The following is a 21,125-nucleotide window of genomic DNA, read 5'->3' as shown; positions in this document are numbered from 1 at the left end:
TAGAAGCACTGTCGAACTCCGACAGACGCAAGCCCTCACTTCAAACAGGCCGCCAGGTAGTTTAGTGGTGGGGCGTTGATCTTCACTGCTCCCTAACGGACATGTATGTATTTTTTTACATTATACTATAGAGGGAAAAATGAAGGGTGAAATATGACTTGATTTAGGGGAGACAGATCTATGAAGTCTAGCATAAATAAAAAGGTTGCTTTCATAAGTCTGAACTTATGAAAGCAACCTCTCGAATCACTTATTTACTTTCTGCAGGCTGTAAATGGGCGGCGTGCTCCGGTTCTTTCTCCGAATTAGAGCTTCGAAGCGGAAGTTCTTTTAAGAAGAAAGTGGTGAACAGAGCGGCTAGCACAATAAACGCACTAACGGTGAAAACACCGGTTAAGGCATAATTTAAAGCTTCTTTTAACAGGTTAATCATTTGATCGAATAAGCCGGTCATCTCCGCTGGAAGATCTGCGCGAATGTCTGCTAATTTATCAGCGTTCATTAATACTTGAGGATCTTTTAATGCACCTAGTGACTGCTCCATTTCAGGTGAAGGTGCGGAAGACGGCTGAACAGCTGTTTCTTTCAATTTATTTTCCATTAAGTGACCCATGACAGAACCAAGAATAGCTACACCGATCGTTCCGCCAATTTGACGGAAGGTTTGCATTGCCGCAGTTGCGACGCCTAAGTATTTATGGCTGACCGCATTTTGAACGGTAATATTGAAAACGGGCATATTCATGCCGAGACCGACTCCAACGATCATCAGCTGAACAATAATGCGCCACATTGGTGAGTCTGGATGAAGCGTAGAATTCAAGAATAAACCTGTGGCCATGATCACAAAACCAGTCAGTGCAAAAATTTTATACTTGCCAGTCTTCGTGATTAAGTTTCCGATCAGAATACTCGATAGCACCATCGAAACAGTCATAACCATCTCGACCAGTCCAGCGACAGTAGCCGAGCGCCCGAGAACCCCTTGAACATAGAAGGGAACATACATAATGGTTCCGAACATTCCCATGCCAAGCAGCATACCGGCGATATTCGATACGGTAAACACACCATTTTTGAACAAATGAAGCGGAAGCACCGGACTCTTCGCTCTCAATTCAATCCAAATGAAAGCAAGAAGTGAAATCACTGTGACGGAGAAGAGCCCAATAATTTGAACAGACGTCCACTCGTACTCGTTGCCAGCCCACGTAAAGCCGAGCAGCAGAGAAATAATCATAATTGTTAAAGTGAAAGATCCAAGATAATCGACTGGTTCTTTCTCTCCTTGGCGAACATGAGCTGGATAGAGACGCCAGATCATCGCAAAAGCAACAAAACCGATCGGAAGGAAAATCCAAAATACCCAATGCCAGTCGTAGTTATCCACAATAAACCCTCCGAGTGTTGGACCGAACAAGCTGGATAACCCAAACACTCCACCAAGCGCCCCTTGCCAGCGGCCGCGTTCACGAGGAGCAAATAAATCGGCAACCGTCGTGAAAGCAGAGGACATAATCATACCCGACCCTAGCCCTTGAATTCCCCGGTAAATGACAAGCTGAATAATGGTTTCTGATGTTCCGCTTAAAAACGCGCCTATCATGAAAATGCCAATTCCAATTAAAATAAATACTTTTCGTCCGTAAATATCGGAAAGTTTTCCAACTAACATGGCTGTGATTGTGGAAGTAAGCATGTAGACGGTAAAGACCCAGTCGAAATACTCCATGCCGCCAATTTGGGCAATGATTTTTGGAAGTGACGTCCCGACAATGGTCATATTAATTGCCGCGAAAAACATGGCCGCCATGACTGCGATCATAATCGAGGCTTTTTGCTTTGGTTCTAAATGTTCCAAGAATGTTTCCTCCTTGTGCTAGCGATTAAATAGCAAATTGGTTAATTTTTTTGCCGGGAATGTAAGGGTGGATTCCTTTTCCATATAAATGAGCAAGGCTTCTATTAAGAACAATTTCGGTTGGTCTTTGTTGAGTTCTGCTTCAATTAATGCAAGTGAATCGATAAACTGCTGATTTTCTGTGCACTGAACTTTTACTCTTAACTCTTCAAGTGACTGCGCAATTTTTTCTTCTTTTAGCCTGGTTGATGCTTCTGTTTTTAAGAAATCTTCCATCATAAAATCGGTCAATAAAGGAACAGGCTGTTCAGCTTGTAAGTGGCGAATCATCGCTTCAATTTTGTTAATCAGCTGTTCGGCCAAATGGTCACTGTCATAGAAATGATCGATTTCAAATGAAATGAATAGGAATTCCTTCATCATTCCTTGAAGAGACATGACTAGATCCCAGCTATAAGGCTCGATGTCAGAACCGAACGTCTCTAGAAGAAGATTCTTTTGCCACAGCAGTATGCGAGCTTTCATCCGCTGCATAATCGGTTTGATTTTTTCCTTATCTTTAATAGGAACATCCTTGAAAAATAGTAAGATAAAATCTTTTTTCTCGATGATATCTGATACTTGAAGACTGATTTGTTTCATTAACTTCTCTTTAGGCGGGAGGGTGACATTGCTAGAAATTCCTTTCGCCTTTTCAAACATGGAATCATGATAATATACAAAAATATCGATGAACAATTCCTCTTTAGAAGCAAATGCTTTGTATAAGGAGCCCTTGGAAATGCCGCACTCCTCCGCAATCTCCTGCATAGATGTATCATGATACCCCTTCATCGAAAAAAGCTTAATCGCCACTTCGAGAATCAGGCGTTCTTTCGTTTCCATCATTACCTATTGCCTCCTTGAATCTATGTATAGAACTATATAGTCATTATTAGAACTAATGGGTCGTAGGTAGAATCATAATCTATTTTTAGGAGGGCGTCAATAGATGATGGGGATGGTAGGGGAATGGGCGAATCGCCGATAGAAAAAGCAAAGCCGCCGTTAGAACTCGGGGAATAACCGATAGAAAGTCCAAAGCCGCCGATAGAAATCGAAAAGCCGCCGATAGAACTCACGAATCCGCCGTTAGAATGTTAACCATTACAAAAATCGGTTATTTTGTTTCAAGTGTTAGCACTTAATAGGAAGGAGATTATCTAAACATGCAGAAATTTATAAAGAACTATCGGAAAGGAGTAACATATGATCATTAAAGAACGAGAAATTCCCCTATCCATTCTAAAGTGTCAAGCTTTACTTCGCAGACTTCCTCCGGATCATCCTCAATACCCATTCATTCAAGAAAATCTTCGTAAACAAATAGCCGGTTACAGAGGAGAACAAGCGATTGATTTTCCACTAAGCTATCTAGATGAAAAAACCTATTCGATTCTTCACTCCACTCGCCTCAAAGGAAAACAACACTATTTTCAAATGGATACCATAGTGATTTGTGCCAGGTTTATTTTGATATTAGAAGTGAAAAATATGGCCGGGACGCTATTTTTTGATCGTGAATACAATCAGTTGATTCGCACAAAAGATGGAGAGGAGATGACATTGGCTGATCCAATACTGCAAGCGAGCCGGCAGGAAGAGGAGTTGGGTAATTGGTGTAGAAAACACCGTTTCCCGGAAATCCCCATTCTTTCATTCGTTGTGATCAGTCACCCTGCGACACGCATCAGCTCCTCATCCACTCATCTCCATCAAAAAGTTCTCCATGGAAATTATCTGCCAACGAAAATCAAAACGATCGAATCTCTTCATTCAAAAAATATTCTCGATCAAAAACAAATAAAGAAGCTAGGTCGATACATGATCAACCACCACGTGCCAAAGGACGATCCTGTGCTAGAGCAGTATAAGATACTTCAGTCAGAAATAATTAAAGGAGTGCATTGCCCAAATTGCGCACACCTGCCTATGGAAAGAGTATATGGAAACTGGATATGTCCAGTTTGCTCATTTAAAAATAAAGATTCTCACTTAGCAGCTTTATTTGATTACTCACTTCTTTTGGGGATGACAATAACCAATGCAGAAGCTCGGGAGTTTTTACGAATTTCTTCTCCTTGTCTAACAAAGAGATTACTACAGACATTGGACTTGCCTTTTTTAGGAGCTAATAAAGGACAAATATATGAATTAAACAGGTTTTATCAAGAACGAATTAAAAATCATAATTAATTAAGTTAGCATTGGGATTGTTTTCTTGACTTGCTGATAAAAGCTTCAAAGTCGCCGATATATTGTGAAAGTTGCTGATAAAGGTGGAAAAGTTGCTGATATGTTACGAAAGTTGCCGATATAAGTGGAAAAGTTGCTGATATACCATTAAAACCGCTTTTGAAACTGCAATCCCTTGAAACTTCTCCACCGTATCTTAAGGTCCATCACAATTCACTGGAATTTTCGCCGCTAATCACCGATATATCGCAATCTTCCACTGTTAAAGGGTATAATAGAGCAAAGAGGTGACCGTAGTGAATAATTTTACAACACTTGGGATTCGTGATGAGCTTGTTCAAAAATTACAGGAACAGAACATTACTTCCCCGACAGAGATACAAGCAGAAACGATACCGGTTTTATTGAACGGACAAGATGTGATTGCGCAGGCGAAGACGGGTACAGGGAAGACATTTGCGTTTTTGCTGCCGATTCTTGAAAAGATTGATCCCGATCAAGCGGAGGTGCAGGCGCTGATCGTAACGCCGACCAGAGAGTTAGCGCTTCAAGTCACGGCTGAGTTAAATCAGTTAGTGGAAGGGAACGAGCAGATTCATGCGCTGGCGGTATACGGCGGGCAGGATGTAGATAAGCAGGTTAAGAGGTTAGCTAACCATAACGTACAAATTGTGATTGGGACACCGGGCCGGTTGCTTGACCATGTAGGCAGAGGCACGATCGATTTAACATCTGTGTCGATGCTTGTACTGGATGAAGCGGATCAAATGCTTCATTTCGGATTCATTAATGAAGTGGAAGATATCATCCGGGAGACACCATTTACGAGACAAACCGCTCTATTTTCGGCGACGATTTCGAAGGATGTTCGAAAATTAGCGAAGCGTTATATGAAAGAGGCACATAATATTCGTGTGCGTGATAAAGAAAGAACGGTACAGGAAATTAAGCAACTTGTGGTTGAGATGACGGATCGTCAAAAGCTTGAAGCGTTGTCACAAACAGTTGATGAAATGAATCCATTCTTAGCGATCATTTTTTGCCGGACGAAACGAAGAGTCAGCAAGCTGTATAGTGAACTGAAATATAAAGGTTATAATGTCGATGAACTCCATGGGGACTTGTCGCAAGCGAAGCGGGAAGGTGTCATGAAGCGTTTCCGCGATGCGAAAATTCAGCTGTTAGTAGCGACGGATGTAGCAGCTCGAGGTCTGGATGTAGAAGGGGTCACACATGTATTTAACTATGACATCCCGCAAGATGTGGAAAGTTATATTCATCGAATCGGCCGAACGGGGCGTGCGGGCGAAGACGGTGTCGCCATCACGTTTGTCGCACCAAAAGACAAACAGGATATACAAATGATTGAAGCTGGAATTGATATGAAGATCGAGCGAAAAGCTGTGGAAATTGATCCGGCGAAAGTGGCTGACCGGCCGGCAAATCCAGACAGGAAGAAAAAAGTAGATCCGAAGCAAAAGCGTGAAGAAAATATTGAGCGGAATAAGCGGGGGCAAAGAGGAACCGGAGCTAAGCGAGGATCTTCAAACCGCAGAGGACGTACGTCCAAATAAAAAAAGACAAGTGCTGTGCATAGTTGCAGCCCTTGTTTTTTCATTTAAACGCCTGTACGACGGCGCTGATTATTCGCTTTTTTTGTTTGCTGATTAGACAGTTTTTTTGTCTCGGTGCTGCCATTTAATGAAGTCTTGCCGCCGTTTTGTTTTTTCTTTAACAGCAACTGTCTGGCCGCTTCTTGCTGGGTCATTTTTTTAGAATTATTTTCGCTCATCCTAGATCAACTCCTTTAAGTTAGGATCTATTCAGTATAAGTGAAAAAAGAAAAAAGGGAAAGTACATTACAAGCGGAAGGAGTGAATGTTATGGTAGAAGAAAGAAAGGTTGTCCTATTTATTGCCGCAAGTCTCGACGGCTATATTGCCAAGTCGGATGGCGATATCAGCTGGCTGAATGAAGTCGAAGGAGAAGGTGACAATGGGTTCACTGATTTTTATAAAACAGTGGATACGATCATGATGGGGAAGTCAACGTACGATCACGTGCTGGAATTGACTGGAGGAAACTATCCTCATGCCGACAAAGAAACGTATGTTTTCACTTCAAAAAGCGGTTTGAGTGATCCAAACATTCAATTTATTAATGAACCGGTAGATCATTTAGTCAGCCGGCTGAAAAGTCAGGAAGGCAGAGATATTTGGCTGGTGGGCGGTGCGAAACTGTTGCAGTCATTTATGGAAGAGAACCTGGTGGACGAGTACATTGTTACGATCGCACCGGTTATTCTTGGTGAGGGAATTCCTTTGTTTCATCCGACAAATACAGAAGTGAAGCTTGAGTTAAAATCAACTAAGGCATTTGGACAGTTCATTCAGCATCATTACGAACGGATCCGCACATAAAAAAACGAACCTTGCGCAGGTTCGTTTTTTTTGTTATTCATGTTCCAATGAGCGTTTCTTCCGAGAGCCAAATGGAAACCACCAATTCCAATCGCCAAGCAATTTCATCAAGCTTGGAACGAGCAGAAGCCGGATGATCGTCGCGTCGATAGCGATGGCTACAGCAATGCCGATACCAATTTGCTTAACAGGTACGATGCCGGTAAAGGCGAACGCGCCGGTGATGACGATCATGATTAAGGCTGCGGACGTAATAATTTTACTTGTATTCGCCAGTCCTTCGACGGTTGAATATGTGTTGTCCCCAGTCTGTAAATAATATTCGCGGATTCTGGAGATTAAAAATACTTCATAATCCATACTTAACCCAAATACGAGACTAAATACGAGCACTGGCAGAACTAATGAGATATCCGATTCATGCAATCCGAAATGTCCGCCTTGAAAGACCCAAACAAGAATACCGAATGTAGAAGTCAGTCCGACTACATTCATGATGATTGCCTTCAACGGAATGATGATCGAACGGAAGGCCAACATTAGAATGAAGAAGGTCGAGATTAAAATAATCGCGACAGCTAGACCGACTTTATCGTAAATTTCATCATAGATTTCCTGATTAAACTTCGGCTGTCCGCCAAACATTAGGTCAACCGGCCAGTCTTGTTCTTTCCATGAGCGCATGAGATCTTGAGCTGCATCCGAGCTTGCCTCGACGTTCAAGTGAACAGGTAAAAGCAGCTGATCTTTCTGAATAAATTGATCGATGGCAGGATCCAGCTGGCTGCGAACTTGCGGCTGCTCAAGTGAGGCGGTCAACTGTTTTGGATCAGTCATTTTGCTGATTGAAAATAAAGAATCAACTTCAGTGACTTTGTCATTCTTCGTAAAAGAGTCTTCAAGCTCTTTCATTTGTTTGAGGCCGTCCTCATTTAGCCAGCCGCCTTCACGCTCTGCGATCACATACACTGTACTTTTATTTTCTTGCATAAATTCTTTTTCAATTTTTTCAAAAGCTGTGCGTGAGTCGAAGCTTTTTGGCAATGCTTCAAATGTCGGTATCGAAAGGTTCATATCTTTGACCGGAAGTATGCCAGCAACTAAGATCGCGATGGCTGTAAGAGCCACAATCACTGGGCGCTTCATAACAAGACCGGAAAATGTACGCCAGCGGTCATTGCTGCTGCGGTCCGTACGAATAATCCGCCATTTATTAATGGATGAACCAGCTAAGTAAAGTAAAGCAGGCAGAAGAGTCAGCGACCCTAAAACAGCGATCAAGATAACGACCATGCCGCCAATCGCCACATTTTTAAAGATATCAATATCAATGACGAGCATAGCACCAAGGCCGATAAATACACAGACTGCCGAGAACAGAATCGAATGTCCGGCTGTATGAATCGCTGTGATAAGCGCTTTTTCTTTTGATTGCTTTTCCAGTTCTTCTTTAAAACGGTTAATAAACAGCAAAGAAAAGTCAATGGATAAAGCGAGTCCTACCATCGGCGCAATGTTCAAAATAAAGATAGCAAGGTCTACTTGCTTGCCAATAAAAGTAAGAACTCCAAATGCGATGATGATTGTAACCGCACCAACGATTAAAGGCAAAATCGATGCGACGACCGTTCCAAAGGCGAACAAGAGAACGACTAGAGCGACCGGCAAACCAATCAACTCGGCACGTTTTAAGTCATCTTGACTCGCTTTATTAATGTCTTCAGAAATAACAGGAGCTCCGGTTAATGTAACTCCTGATTCTTTTTCCGTAATCTTTTTCATATCAGCAATAATGGGAGACATTTCATCAATGCTCTCATTGAAATGGATTAAAGCATAAGCGGAGTCTTCCTTTATAAGTGCAGGATCTTGAAGTGGGGATTGAATGTCTGACGCCAGCTTTAGGTCCTCTATTTCTTTTAGTGTTTCCTGTATTTGATTGGTGAATGCCTGATCCGATTGTTTGTTTTTTTCAAATAAAACAAACAATGTGGACTCGGGAAAATCAAACGTATTGCCTAACTCTTTTTGTACTTGTTCATACTCTCCGTCTGTTCGGAATCCATCTCCTTCAAGCAGGGAGGGAAGCTGGGTGGCGAAATAACCCATGATGCCGACAGCTAATATCCATATAAAGAGAATGGTCTTCGGAAAGCGGACAATGGATGAAGAAATTTTACTTAACATAACAGTAGCTCCTTTTTTTCACATAAAACCATCATACTCTACTTGAAGAATTTTGAAAACGATGAACTATGCTTGGGAAAAAGCTGATCTTCTAGTAAAGAAAGGTGGTTTGTAAATCGGCTCATATTGCCGTGAAAAATGGCTATTCTAATCTTTGTGCAGCAAGAACACCGCACAAAAAAAAACAACGGGGGTTGTCAAATGGGCATTCTAAGCGGAAATCAATCCAATGAACCGATGCATTACGGGGAAGTATTTGCAGTGTGGTCAGCTGATCTTTCGGCAAAAGCGCTAACAGCCTGCTACCAAACGATGCTGAACCATGCAGGAGATGAAGACCTTCGCCGTTTAGTGGAGGAAGCGATCCAGCTTGGAAAGAAAGAAAGCCAAGCCTACGAACAAATTTTGAAAGAAAATGGAGTAGGTTTAGCGCCTACGCCACCGGATCGTCCACAAGCGAACATTGAAGACATTCCTGCAGGTGCCCGCTTCCAGGATCCTGAAATTGCAGCGGCGATTTCACGTGATATTGCCGCTGGTATGACAATGGCGAGTCAAGCAGCGAGCCAGTGTACTCGTGAAGATATTGCAGCAGTATTCCTGCAATCGCATCAGCAACAAGCCGCATTGGGCGGACAATTCCTGAAATTAAATAAAGAAAAAGGCTGGATCGTGGTCCCGCCGCTTAATCGTGAATTAGTGGAAGCCTAAATGTTGAAAATGCCTGGCCGAGTGGTCAGGCATTTCTTCTTAACCGTTTAATTTTCGTCCCCACATTAATAATTGCGAAGATATACAAAACAATCAGCCCGAGGAAAAACCAAGCAACCGTAGAAGGTGTTTCTTGCTGAATAAAAGAGAAGGATATAAATAGCAAAGAGAAAAACATTAGCAACAGAATTTTTAAAAGTCCTTTATACTTCTGAACTTGAGACTCACTGTCGGTATAAATCTCTTCTGTGAAGGCGGTCTCTGCATTTGCTTTGAAATAATGCCATTTAGCAAATTGCGCCACATGCTCCCATCCAGCATCCTGGTAAATAGCAAGGTAGTCATCTAAATCATTATTTTTGGTGGCTTTGTAGTCTAATTTGTAAATGCTGTCATGAGGTTCTGTTTGTTCAAATGTATAGCGAAAGTAAGTGTATTCTTTTAAAGACCAGCCTTGCTGAGCCATGAAGCGCAGCCATTTTTCTTCCTGCTGGTCCTGCCAAGCTAAAAAAATTTTAAATACCTTTTTCTCCATCTGACGTTCCCCCAATTTTCTTAATATAAGTTTCACTGGCGCTAACTAGATCGGAAAGCCGCTTAAACTCTAATTGAGCGACTTGTTTACCCAGGTCGGTCAATGCATAAAATTTCCGACCTTTTTCAGTATCCGATTCTGCAGTTTTCCTAATGATCCCTTGCTTTTCTAACTTGCTGAGCGCCCCATAAAGAGTTCCCGGTCCAAGCTTTACTTCTCCTTGGCTGATCTCATCCACTTTTTGCATGATTCCGTAGCCATGAAGCGGCTGTTCTAGTGCAATGAGTGTATAGAAGGTCGTGTGGGTTAAAGGCAGGAACGAATCCGCTGTTTTTTTATTCATAGTTACACTCCAATAAGTGATTTTATATCGTGTGGCGATATATCGTATAACATAATAATATGACTGATTGGTAAAAAAATCAACTTCTTTTAGCAGAAGAGTTAGAAAAAAAGAATGAATAAGAATAGGTCGTTTCATTCAAAATAAATAAGCCGGTTGAACTCGGCTTGTTAAGAGCTTGCGTGTATTTAATTCCGCGAAATGGTCTACACTATCTGAAAAAGGGAGGTAGTTACACATGGCTAAAGACGTTTTATGTGAAGTTAACAACTGTACGTATTGGGAGCAAGGAAACAAATGTTCAGCAGATGCTATCTATGTGGTCAGTCATAAAGGGAAAAAAGCATCAAATGTAGAAGAAACAGACTGCAAAACGTTCGAACCTGAAATGTAAGACAAAAAAGACAGCCTGCGCGGCTGTCTTTTTTGTTGGATGTGGTTCTATCAGCAACTTTCAGGATATATCAGCAACTTTCAGGATATATCAGCAACTTTCAGGATTATATCAGCAACTTTCAGGATATATCGGCAACTTTCGGAATATTATCAGCAACTTTCAGGATATATCAGCAACTTTCGGGATATATCAGCAACTTTCCGAATATACCGTCACCTTTTAAAATATACCAGAAACCACCGCACGCTCCTCGCAACTAATTCCCTAAACAGGCAGCAAGATCGTAAAGGTGGTGCCAGCAGGGCTGCTCTCTGTCAGCACTAAATCTCCGCCTAAGGCGTTGGCCAGCAATTTGCTAAAGGGGAGGCCGAGGCCTAGGCCGCGCACTTTATATTTTTTACCTTCCCCCCGGTAGAATCGCTCAAAGATTAATTCCTGCTCTTCAAGCGGAATACCAGTTCCGTTATCGGACACATCAATCGCTAAATAGCCGGATGAATGCGTGCGAATTCTTACTTCGATGACTGCTTCTTTTTCTGTCGCCTGCAGGGCGTTGTTGAGTAAATTCACAAGGATCTGCTGCAGTCGGATGGAGTCTGTCCATATGGATAGATCGACTTTCAGCACGTGAAGCTGAATCGCGGCTGTCCCATCTAAGTCCTGACCGAGCTGCCATTGGGCTACCATGTCACTGACCAGCTTGTTTACAGAGTGAGACTCAGCACTTACAGGCAGAGCGTTGGCCGCGAATGAATTGAATTCCAAAAGATCGTTAATCATTTTTTGCATTTTTGCCGTTTCTTTTAATGATATTTCAAGAAATTCTTTCGCTTCGTCTCCCGTCACGACATCATCTTTGACAGCCTGCAACAAGCCGCTGATAGAGGTCACGGGTGTCTTCAATTCATGCGTTACACCTGCCAATAATTCGGTTCGAAGTGCCTCTAATTGCTGAAGCTTCATCGCCATTTCTTTAAAGGAGTGGACCAAGTCGTACACTTCTTGTTCTCGCATTTGATCGGGCAGCTGAATGTCATAATTGCCTTCTTGCACTTGCTTAGCAGCGGCTGCGACTTGACCAATCGGTTTCGAGAGCCTTCTGGATAAAAAGTAGATGGCGGCCCAGCCGAGTAAGCCGAAGCATAGAATCCCCATCGCTAGGAAGCGATATTCCTCGCGATTATCGATCAGTTCATGTTCCGGCTGCAACATAACCACCCAGCCGAAAATGACATCATTCACTTTAATCGGTTTTTTAATTAAGTATAATCGTGTATTTTCATGGTTATCCCATTCAAATTTTTGGACATCCTTATCTTTTTTCAGCACCTTTAATGAGAAGAATTGCTTGTTCATTTGTCCGGCTTGCTGATTAGCAGATAGAACTTGTCCTCTTGCATCCGTAATATAAATTGAAGGAGGGCGTTCAGTTTGTAAAAAGCGATCACGGCTTTTTAACAAATCCTTGTCAACGGAAGGCGCTGCGTCATTCTCCTGATTCCCCGCTATTCGGTTTGCCAATTCTTCTGCGATGAATTCAGAGACTTCCAGTCGGTTTTCAATCGTCGTGTGCCTTAGCCAAAGAGCGGAAAGGGCGGCCATTACGATCAGTCCAATCACTAACGTGGCTGCGTATCTAGTGGTCCAATAGCGAAATAGGGAAATTCGTTTTTTCTTTTTCATAAACACAGAATTGATACCCCAATCCCCGAAGTGTTTTAATTTCTCCCTCTGATTCAGGCCATTTCTTCAGAGATTTTCTTAAACGTTTAATCGATAAGTCCACTGCTCGGTCGCTTCCGTCGTAATCCTGCCCCCAAACGTGTTCAATTAACTGCTCGCGCGTAAATGTCCGATTAGGCTGGGAAGACAAGAACAATAAGACGGATAGATCGCGCGGAGTTAAAGTAATGTCTTCACCGAAGATGGTCACTTTATGAGCGTCACGGTCTATAAACAAGTGGCCGTATTTCGTGGCAGAATTCTCTTCATTAACTGCTTCCGAGCGCCGCAGCACCGCGTGCACTCTAGCCACCACTTCTTCACCAATAAATGGCTTGGATATATAATCATCTGCGCCGCCATTCAGCCCAGATAAACGATAATTCACATCACCTAAAGCGGTAAGCATAATGACAGGGCAGCGATTTGTTTCACGAATTTCTTTTAGAACCGTCCAGCCGTCTGCTTTCGGCATCATCACATCAAGCAGGACTAATGCCGGTTCAGTTTCTTTGAATACATGCAAAGCCTGTTCGCCATCAAATGCCTGCTCCACTTGAAAGCCTGCCTTCACTAAATAAGCCTTTAACACCTGACTGATAGCAGGTTCATCTTCAGCAATTAATATGGTTAACGGCATAGATCTCACCCCTTTTTTGCTATTATACTATCTGGAGAAAACTAAAAAAGTCTAGTCTTAAAACCTGTCCTCATTTCTCGATCATCACAGTGTTTATTATACTCAGCCTGGAGTTCTTGTCTTACTTTTCATAACAAAAAAGCTGTCTCATCCGACAGCTTCATTCATACTCCAGTTCCATATAATCGTTTGTGAAGAGAGAACCCTTCAAGCTCAGCGGCGGCTGTCCCGTGATGAATGCGGATTTCTTTCATTATTTCATAATCGGTTTTGTTTTCAGTCTCAATATTTAATCGTTTGGCTGTTTGCATGAGTTTCTCATGACGGATTTCTTTGTGTAAATCCTCTATGTCTTTTCCAGCAGGGTCGAGTCCAAAACTGGCTGTTTCTTTTTGAAGATTGAATAAAAGAATCTCTTCAAACAGTTCATCGGCTTCTTTACCTGCTGTTTCAATTCCTAAGTTACTGGCCCATTTTTGTAACTTTTCTTCTCTGCTCATATGATTGTGCGGAGCAGATCCACGCTGCTTCATTTTGACTTCACGAACTTCTTTTGCTAAAGCTTCGAGGTCTTTTCCTTCCGTATCGATGCCCAATTCTTCCGCTTGCTGGCGTATGACGTCAGAAAAGTCGCGGCTTTTTATACGTGTCGTTTTCATTTGGCGTCCTTCCTTATGAGGCACAGTCTTGTTTTCTGCATGGGGTGTCATTCCGTTAGAAGAAGTGGAGGCAGCAGCCAACGTAGAAGAGGAGCCAAGGATGCTAAAAGATAAGGCGCCTGTCATTACATAAGTCATCGTTTTTTTCTTCATTTATATATTTCCTCCTGTTCGGATAGACAATGATTAATTTTATACATTTAACATAACGCAGGAATGTGTCAGGTAAATGTCAAGTAATAAGAAATAATAAATTTTGCAATAAATAAAATAGATGTTTAAAATTTCTATTTACGAGAAATGTAAACATATAGGGGAATGGGAATAAGATAGGACAAAAATTGGATTTACTGGCATTGTTCGAATGAGATAAGCTAATAGTTTAGTATAGGCATCATAAAAATGAAAAAGGTGGAACGGCTATGAAACTTTCTACTACAATCTCGACAACTGCTGCTTCCTTACTTCTAGCAGGTGGATTATATGCGGCCCCTGCAGATGCGGCTACTTTTAAAGACGTGCCTGAAAACTACTGGGCACATCAGCAAATCGAGCAAATGGTACAAAAGGGAATTATTACGGGCTATGGAGATCAGACATTCAAAGGTGCTGCACCGGTCACTCGCGCACAAACAGCAACGATGATCGCAAAAGCTATCAAGGCCGATACAGCGAAGACAGGGTCAGTAGCGTTTAAAGATGTTTCTGCTTACTCTTCAAGTTATCCATATATTGTGGCATTAACAAATAAAGGAGTGTTTGCAGATACGGCACAATTCAACCCGCAGCAATCGATTAATCGTGCTCAGCTGGCGAAGGTGCTTGTTCGGGCATTTGATCTGAAAGGCCAATCAAGACAATCATTTAAAGATGTGCCAAAAAGTCATTGGGCTTATAAAGAGATTAATACATTAGCAGCTACAGGCATTATGTCCGGGACAAGCAAAGGACAATTCCAGCCGCATGCTAAAGTTACTCGCTCGCAAATGGCCGTTTATATCAGTAATGCACTTAAATATCTGAATCCGGAAGAGAAGCTGGGCGGCACGAAAGACAAAGTAGCTGGAGCAAAAACAACGGCTCCGTCTGCGAAAGCCCACTCTGAATTAGAGCAGGAAATTTTACTGCTAGTGAATAAGGAACGCGCCAAAAAAGGGGCACAGCCTTTAAAGTTTGCAGACGATGTGGACAAAGTGGCTCAATTAAAATCCGAAGACATGGTGAAAAAGAAATACTTTGACCACTTTTCCCCAACGTACGGCAGTCCATTTGAAATGATGGAGAAATACGGTGTTTCCTATACAATGGCTGGCGAGAACATTGCCGCAGGCTACACAACAGCAAGCGCCGTGATGGAAGGATGGATGAACAGCCCCGGCCACCGCGCCAACATCATGAACCCTGAATACAAGGAAATCGGCATCGGCATTGCCAAAGGCGGAAGCTATGGCACCTACTACACGCAAATGTTTGTGAAAAGATAATATAATTCTTGAATGAGCCTGATCTGCTGGATAGATCAGGCTATTTAGTTTGGGGAAGAAAGTGAACGAGGGGACTGAAACGGTACCCCAATGTTTCACGAGGTTACTGAAAAAGTGGATTCTTAAAGAAAGCCCAGGATTGATGCTGGGTTTTTTAGTTATATGTTTTACTCGGATTGGTTTCTTTTCGCTAATTGATTGGCTGGTTAAGTGTAAAGCTGATGAATATCAATTTTTCCTCTTAAAAGTGAGCCAATAATCGATCCATTTAGTATAGAAAGGCAAAAACAATCTCATTTTCGCCAAATTTTTTTATGTTTTATCGCGCGATCAAGAGCCTACAGGCTATCTAACGGCGGCTTTTGAGTTTCTAACGGCGAATTCGACCATTCTAACGGCGATTCACCATCTGCCTCCGAACGAAAAGCGGTCTCAAACTGTAAGTAGATCAAAGGCTTGGACGGTTTTCGTATTTCACCTCCACCGGGGATGAAGCGAACCGTCTCCACTATTTCCCCTAAAATGAAAAAAGCCCAGCCCTCATAAAGCGAAGGCTGGGTGGCTATTTTAAAGCAATAGGAAAACCGCGGAAATGATGATACCTGTATAAATTAATGTGATGACGGTGAATCCCATAATGTCACGGATTTTTAAGCCGGCGATACCAAGAAGAGGGATCGCCCAGAATGGCTGGATCATGTTGGTCCAAGCATCTCCCCAAGCGACGGCCATAACGATCTTGGCTGGCTCCACGCCCATTTCCATAGCGGCTGGCAATGCAATTGGCGCTTGAATGGCCCATTGTCCTCCGCCTGATGGGACGAAAACGTTCAAAATGCCGGAAGCCAAGAATGTTAGAAACGGCAGCGTTTGACTGCTGGAAATATCAGTAAAGAAGTTAGATAGAGTAGCAGCTAAACCAGACGCGCTGATCATGCCCATAATACCCGCGTAGAATGGGTACTGCAAAGCAAACTGTCCGACACTTGCGGAAGCCTTCAATAAACCTTTTCCTAGCTCGCGAACATTTCCATACAATAGTAGGGCAGCTGTTAAGAACATGAGGTTAACGGTATTCAAGTCTAGTGAGAATCCGTTTGTCATAAAATGATTGCCTAAATAGAATAGTCCCAGCACACCGCCGATCAAAGTCACTAAGCGGCTTTTTTCTAGTTTATCATTCACATAGTTCGTATCTTCTTTCTTTTCTTCCTCGACAATTGTATCTTCTAATAAAGCAGTATCCACCATAAAGCGGTCTTCCTTCCGCTTAGGGTGAATCATTTTCATGACAAATGGCAGAGTGAAGAAAATAAGAACGACGATGGCGATATTCAACATGGAAAACAGTGTATCTGCTGTTGGGATGATGCCGATCTGTTCTTGGAAAATATGGTCTTTCGTTGCAACGAAAAGGGCAGGGGAGGATGACAGTCCGCCTTCCCAGATAACAAATCCTGAATATCCTGCGGCCACTAGCACACGGTAATCAACATCCGGAACTTTTTTAGCTACAAGCTTAGCCATAATACCGGCTACGACCAATCCGAATGCCCAGCTGATTAAGGAAGCGAACAAAGATGTAAAGGTCACAAGCAAAATCGCTGTGTTAGGCGTCTTGCATTTTCCAGCAATATTTTCAAGTGCACGGGATACGGGTTTAGTCAGCGCTAATCCATAACTCATTATGAAGGTTGTAATAATTTGGGCAGTGAAAGTTAATAGACCCCACATTCCATCTCCCCAGTAAAGCATCATATCAAAAGGGCTGTTGTCTGTTACAAAGATTCCAGAGAGAAACGTAATGACGGTTAAGATGATCGCGAAAACAAAAGCATCAGGCAGCCACTTTTCTGCAATGCCGGCAAATACTAAAGCAATTTTAGCCATAAAATTATTTTGCTTCGGTTCATTGGGTACGTGCTTTTCTGGCATATTTTTAACTGGTTCCATTTTATTACCCCCTTGGAATGGAAATCGTGTGTTTTAATTGGTGTTTTTGAATCTTTCCGACAGATGTCCGTGGAAATTCCTTAGTAAAATGTACGGCTTCTGGCACTTTGAACTTTGCTAGTTTCCCTTCGCAAAATGCAATAAGCTCCCGTTCCGTCAATGCGTAACCGTCTTTTAAAACAACAAAGGCATGGATCGCTTCGTCACGCATTTCATCGGGCACACCGATGACAGCGCTTTCAAATACAGCTTCATGCTGATTAATTGCATCCTCAACCTCACTAGCTGCGATATTTTCTCCGGCTCGTTTCATCATATCCTTCTTGCGGTCCACGAAATAGAAGAGACCGTCCTCTGGATTTTTTCGAGCCATATCGCCTGTATGAAGCCAGCCGTTTTTCAACGCTTCATTTGTGGCGTCTTCATTATTAAAGTAACCTTTCATCAGTGTTCTTCCAGGTACACCTTTTACAGTAATTTGACCTTCTTCGCCATCCTCAACTTCGAGCCCATTTTCATCTGTCAGCCGAACCTCATATCCGATAGCAGGGCGGCCAACACTCAAGTTGTTATAAAAACCATCAAGCGGGTTCATGAGCGGTGTGCCGATTGTTTCCGTCATTCCGTAAATTTGCCGGAGAGGGACACGGTATTGATGTTCAAATTGATGCAATTGTTCAGGTGTGATGGTTTGAGCGAAAATGATCAGGCGTAAATTGTGCTCAGCATCTTCCTTTTCAAATGGCTTCTTCAAAATCATTTTTAGCGGAGCAGCGAACAAAGAACCCACCGTGGCATTAAGACGCTTCGCTTGTTTAAAATAGCGGGAGGCACTGAATTTTTCTGTAATCGCGATACTCGCACCAGTCATTAATGCCGGCATGGCTAAATAATATTGTCCGTTGCCATGGAACATAGGGAGGACGATCATGACGCGATCCTCTGGCGATAGGCGCAATGACTTCGACATCACTTCTCCGGCAAATAAATAATTGGCGTGAGTAATCAATACACCTTTTGGCTTAGAGGTCGTGCCGGATGTGTATAAGATAGCTGCAAGATCCTCACTGGAAATGCTGACCTCCATAGCCAATGGATCTGCCTGGTCAATCAACTGATCGAGACTTTCTCCGAATGGAGCTGTCCCTTTACTTCTGGATAAAAATACACCGGAAAGCTGCTGTTGAAATCGGGAGAATTTATCCACATACTCATCTTCTGTAATGACTAATTTAGATTCAGAGTGTTCAAGCAAGTAGGCCAGTTCATCGGCCGTTGATAAAATATTGGTCGGCACCATGACCGCACCAATTGTTGTAATGGCGAACCAGGAAATCATAAAGTCCATACCGTTTGGCAAATGAAGCAGAATTTTATCCCCTTTTTGAATGCCTGCCTGATGAAAGACCTGACCAAGCCTGAGCACCTTGTCGTGAAACTCTCCATAGGTGAGAGAGTGCCTTTGTTCATATTGATCTTCAAAAAGTACGAATGGTTTATCAGAATGCAATGAAACCATCTCGTTTAACACACCAGGAATGGTGCGATTTCCCACAATATCAGTCATGAATGATTTCCTCCTTTAGATGCGATAGTTGATTGAGCTAATTTAGTTTTTAGTACTTTGCCACCGGGATTGCGCGGGAGCTCTTGAATAAATTCTATATGCTTCGGAATCTTATAGCCGGCGAGCTTTTCACGAGTGAAAGATAGAATGTCGTCAGCTGTGATCGTTTCTCCAGGCTTTTGGACAATATAAGCTTTGACCTCTTCTCCAAACAGACTGTCTGGAATTCCTACAACAGAGGCTTCAAGCACTTTGGGGTGAGCGTATAGTGCATTTTCTACTTCAATCGAGTAAATTTTCTCGCCTCCGCGGTTAATCATGTCTTTCTTTCTGTCCATGATGTACACAAACCCATCTTGGTCAAGTAGAGCAATATCACCAGACTTCCAATAGCCGTCGCTAAAAGCGGAACGGTTCGCTTCTTCATTGTTCCAATATTCTTTGACGATCATAGGACCTTTAATGTAGAGTTCGCCAATTTCTCCAGGTCCGCATTGGCTGCCATCAGAATTAACCGTCTTCACTTCGCCAACCGGAACGGGAAGCCCGACTGAACTAATTTTTTCAGGCGGATATCGTTCAGGCATAATCGTCGCTGGCGAACTGGTCTCGGTGGCTCCATAGGCATTATGCATAGACGCGTTAGGAAAGAAGCGATGAATCTGTTTAATCGTTTCCGCTGACATTGGTGCGCCGCCATAAGCGATCGTTTCGACATATTCATATGAATTTGACTGAAAGGAAGAGCTAGACATCAACATGACATAGATCGTTGGAACGTTAAATAGAAACGTGATTTTTTCTGACACTAACGATTGGATAAAAGGTTCCGTCTGATACCGCTCCATTAAAACGATTGTCCCGCCTGTTAAAATCATATGAAAAAGCTGGCCGATCAGACCTGTGACATGGAATAAAGGCACTGCAAGCAACGTCTTTGAATGTTCCGTTGTGTTCATTCGGATCTGATAGCTGATGGAGCTGTGGATCACGTTGGTATGACTGCCTACGGCTCCTTTAGGCGTGCCTGTCGTTCCAGAAGTGTACATAATATACAGACTTTCCGTTTCTTCAACGATCGGAAAGGAGACAGGGGGAGCTGGTTCTTTCAGCAATTCATCGTGAAAAGAATAAAGACCTTGTGTCGGGTCTAATCCATCTATTAACAGACAGCCTTCGAGAGACTCGCTGTTTTGAACCCATTTCAACAAAGGGGAGACCAGCTCTTTTTCAGTAATGAGCAGTTTGGCGCCCGAGTGGGAAAGCATATACGTTAAGTTGTCGGCTGTCAGTTTAGTATTTAAAGGGACGAACATGGCGCCTATCTTGGCGCAAGCAAGTGCCGCTATAACAAATTCAATTCGGTTTCCGGTTAGAAGAGCAATTCGATCGCCTTTATGAATATGGTAATTCTTCATGAGATGAGCAGCGGCGGTATCCGTTTGTTTAACAAGCTCTTGATAAGTTAAGCGGGTCTCATTTTTGATCAGTGCTTCCTTGTCGGGGTACAGGGCCGCTGACTGGATGAGCATGTCATAGACATTGGCCGGACGGTTCGCGTACATTTTCACATCCCTTCCGTACAATTCTCCATCAATAATCATTCTGTTTCCTCCTTATGGCTGCGTTTTATTTAGCGGTCCATCCGCCGTCCACATATAAAATCTGTCCAGTTACATAGCTTGAGGCATCTGAAGAAAGGAAGACAGCGGGTCCTGCCAAGTCCTCTAGTTCTCCGATTCGGTTAGTCATCGTGTTGCTGACGATTGTCTTGTAACGTTCCTCATCATCAAGCCAAGGCTCAGTCATCGGTGTTTTAATATAAGCAGGAGCGATGGCATTCACCGTAATTTGGTGAGGGGAAAGCTCACTTGCCCACACTTTGGTCATTTGATTAATGCCGCCCTTGCTTGCTGCGTAACTTGTTTGAAAGGGCATGCCAATTCCGCCTAATATAGAAGAAATATTAATGATCCTTCCGCTTTTCTGGGAGATCATTTGCCGTGAGGCCGCTTGACCGACAAAGAAAATACCCTTTAAGTTCGTGTCGATTACTTGGTCCCAATCTTTTTCTTCGACTTCCAACAACGGCTTTCTAATATTCATTCCAGCGTTATTAATGAGAATATCGAGACTTCCATGTTTTTCAACGATTTGGTTGATCATGTCGTCTACTTGCTTTTTATCTGTTACATCTGACTGAATATAGGAAACTGAAAGGTCCTGTGATGTCATTAATCCGACGGCTTGCTCTAAGTCAGTGATGTTGCGGCCTGAGATAATAACTTCGGCTCCCTGTGAAGCCAGAGCGCCGGCCATTGCCAATCCAATTCCTTTGCTTCCGCCAGTGACGAGAGCTATTTTTCCATCCAGACGAAATGTAGGAAGCTGACTGAAATCCATTACATCCA

19 protein-coding genes are annotated in these 21,125 nt (G+C 42.8%); 6 read left to right on the top strand and 13 right to left on the bottom strand.

The window, feature by feature from the left end:
- Positions 1 to 250: 250 nt before the first annotated feature.
- Positions 251 to 1,861 (bottom strand): MDR family MFS transporter, encoded by a 1,611-nt coding sequence (locus JOC78_RS08130; RefSeq protein WP_204554013.1) that lies wholly within the window; start codon positions 1,859 to 1,861, stop codon positions 251 to 253.
- 18 nt (positions 1,862 to 1,879) lie between these two features.
- Positions 1,880 to 2,749, bottom strand: a complete 870-nt coding sequence (locus JOC78_RS08125; RefSeq protein WP_204554012.1) for a TetR/AcrR family transcriptional regulator — start codon at positions 2,747 to 2,749, stop codon at positions 1,880 to 1,882.
- 360 nt (positions 2,750 to 3,109) lie between these two features.
- Between JOC78_RS08125 and JOC78_RS08120 the strand changes: the two genes are divergently transcribed.
- Both JOC78_RS08120 and JOC78_RS17720 read left to right on the top strand, forming a co-directional pair.
- Positions 3,110 to 4,096: a nuclease-related domain-containing protein gene (locus JOC78_RS08120; RefSeq protein ID WP_204554011.1), complete on the top strand. Its 987-nt coding sequence runs from the start codon at positions 3,110 to 3,112 to the stop codon at positions 4,094 to 4,096.
- Positions 4,097 to 4,392: 296 nt separating this feature from the next.
- Entirely contained in the window at positions 4,393 to 5,670 is a 1,278-nt protein-coding gene (locus JOC78_RS17720) for a DEAD/DEAH box helicase (protein WP_338023188.1), read from the top strand.
- 44 nt (positions 5,671 to 5,714) lie between these two features.
- On the opposite strand, the gene JOC78_RS08110 is transcribed toward JOC78_RS17720, so the two are convergent.
- On the bottom strand, positions 5,715 to 5,888 hold the full coding sequence (locus JOC78_RS08110; RefSeq protein ID WP_204554009.1) for a hypothetical protein: 174 nt from the start codon (positions 5,886 to 5,888) through the stop codon (positions 5,715 to 5,717).
- A 91-nt stretch (positions 5,889 to 5,979) separates the two neighbouring features.
- On the opposite strand from JOC78_RS08110, the gene JOC78_RS08105 reads away from it, so the two are divergent.
- Positions 5,980 to 6,516 (top strand): dihydrofolate reductase family protein, encoded by a 537-nt coding sequence (locus JOC78_RS08105; RefSeq protein ID WP_204554008.1) that lies wholly within the window; start codon positions 5,980 to 5,982, stop codon positions 6,514 to 6,516.
- Between the two features lie 33 nt (positions 6,517 to 6,549).
- Here the strand turns inward: JOC78_RS08105 and JOC78_RS08100 are convergent, their stop codons facing one another.
- A complete protein-coding gene (locus JOC78_RS08100) occupies positions 6,550 to 8,703 on the bottom strand; it encodes an MMPL family transporter (RefSeq protein ID WP_204554007.1) in 2,154 nt (717 codons plus the stop codon).
- 201 nt (positions 8,704 to 8,904) lie between these two features.
- On the opposite strand from JOC78_RS08100, the gene JOC78_RS08095 reads away from it, so the two are divergent.
- The gene (locus JOC78_RS08095) at positions 8,905 to 9,414 is read left to right on the top strand and encodes a DUF3231 family protein (RefSeq protein WP_204554006.1); all 510 of its coding nucleotides are present in this window, start codon (positions 8,905 to 8,907) and stop codon (positions 9,412 to 9,414) included.
- A 25-nt stretch (positions 9,415 to 9,439) separates the two neighbouring features.
- Here JOC78_RS08095 and JOC78_RS08090 read toward each other — a convergent pair whose 3' ends face one another.
- Together JOC78_RS08090 and JOC78_RS08085 are read right to left on the bottom strand one after the other, a co-directional pair.
- Positions 9,440 to 9,949 carry a DUF2812 domain-containing protein gene (locus JOC78_RS08090; protein ID WP_204554005.1) on the bottom strand — a complete coding sequence of 170 codons (510 nt, stop codon included), beginning with the start codon at positions 9,947 to 9,949 and terminating at the stop codon, positions 9,440 to 9,442.
- A complete protein-coding gene (locus tag JOC78_RS08085; protein WP_204554004.1) occupies positions 9,930 to 10,292 on the bottom strand; it encodes a PadR family transcriptional regulator in 363 nt (120 codons plus the stop codon). Before JOC78_RS08085 ends, JOC78_RS08090 begins: the two co-directional genes overlap by 20 nt.
- A gap of 238 nt (positions 10,293 to 10,530) precedes the next feature.
- On the opposite strand from JOC78_RS08085, the gene JOC78_RS08080 reads away from it, so the two are divergent.
- Positions 10,531 to 10,686, top strand: coding sequence for a DUF1540 domain-containing protein (locus JOC78_RS08080; protein WP_204554003.1), 156 nt, complete (start codon positions 10,531 to 10,533; stop codon positions 10,684 to 10,686).
- 267 nt (positions 10,687 to 10,953) lie between these two features.
- Here the strand turns inward: JOC78_RS08080 and JOC78_RS08075 are convergent, their stop codons facing one another.
- The 3 genes from JOC78_RS08075 to JOC78_RS08065 form a co-directional block, all read right to left on the bottom strand.
- Positions 10,954 to 12,372: a sensor histidine kinase gene (locus JOC78_RS08075; protein ID WP_204554176.1), complete on the bottom strand. Its 1,419-nt coding sequence runs from the start codon at positions 12,370 to 12,372 to the stop codon at positions 10,954 to 10,956.
- Positions 12,326 to 13,051 (bottom strand): response regulator transcription factor, encoded by a 726-nt coding sequence (locus tag JOC78_RS08070; protein ID WP_204554002.1) that lies wholly within the window; start codon positions 13,049 to 13,051, stop codon positions 12,326 to 12,328. The genes JOC78_RS08075 and JOC78_RS08070 overlap by 47 nt, the downstream gene beginning before the upstream one ends.
- Before the next feature lie 164 nt (positions 13,052 to 13,215).
- A complete protein-coding gene (locus tag JOC78_RS08065; protein ID WP_204554001.1) occupies positions 13,216 to 13,863 on the bottom strand; it encodes a hypothetical protein in 648 nt (215 codons plus the stop codon).
- Positions 13,864 to 14,132: 269 nt separating this feature from the next.
- Here JOC78_RS08065 and JOC78_RS08060 point away from each other — a divergent pair, with 269 nt between their 5' ends.
- A complete protein-coding gene (locus JOC78_RS08060) occupies positions 14,133 to 15,194 on the top strand; it encodes an S-layer homology domain-containing protein (protein ID WP_204554000.1) in 1,062 nt (353 codons plus the stop codon).
- Positions 15,195 to 15,761: 567 nt separating this feature from the next.
- Here the strand turns inward: JOC78_RS08060 and JOC78_RS08055 are convergent.
- From JOC78_RS08055 to JOC78_RS08040, 4 genes are read right to left on the bottom strand one after another with little or no spacing between them, the layout of a single operon-like run.
- Positions 15,762 to 17,147, bottom strand: a complete 1,386-nt coding sequence (locus tag JOC78_RS08055; RefSeq protein WP_204553999.1) for a short-chain fatty acid transporter — start codon at positions 17,145 to 17,147, stop codon at positions 15,762 to 15,764.
- A gap of 4 nt (positions 17,148 to 17,151) precedes the next feature.
- Positions 17,152 to 18,714, bottom strand: coding sequence for an AMP-binding protein (locus JOC78_RS08050; protein ID WP_204553998.1), 1,563 nt, complete (start codon positions 18,712 to 18,714; stop codon positions 17,152 to 17,154).
- Positions 18,711 to 20,318: a class I adenylate-forming enzyme family protein gene (locus JOC78_RS08045; protein WP_204553997.1), complete on the bottom strand. Its 1,608-nt coding sequence runs from the start codon at positions 20,316 to 20,318 to the stop codon at positions 18,711 to 18,713. The genes JOC78_RS08050 and JOC78_RS08045 overlap by 4 nt, the downstream gene beginning before the upstream one ends.
- A gap of 25 nt (positions 20,319 to 20,343) precedes the next feature.
- Entirely contained in the window at positions 20,344 to 21,117 is a 774-nt protein-coding gene (locus tag JOC78_RS08040; protein WP_204553996.1) for an SDR family NAD(P)-dependent oxidoreductase, read from the bottom strand.
- Between the last annotated feature and the right edge of the window lie 8 nt (positions 21,118 to 21,125).

This window comes from Bacillus ectoiniformans, from assembly GCF_016908875.1.
GTDB lineage: Bacteria > Bacillota > Bacilli > Bacillales > Domibacillaceae > Bacillus_BX > Bacillus_BX ectoiniformans.
The sequence above is the reverse complement of the archived record's forward strand: the minus strand, read 5'-3'. Positions and strand labels throughout refer to the sequence as shown.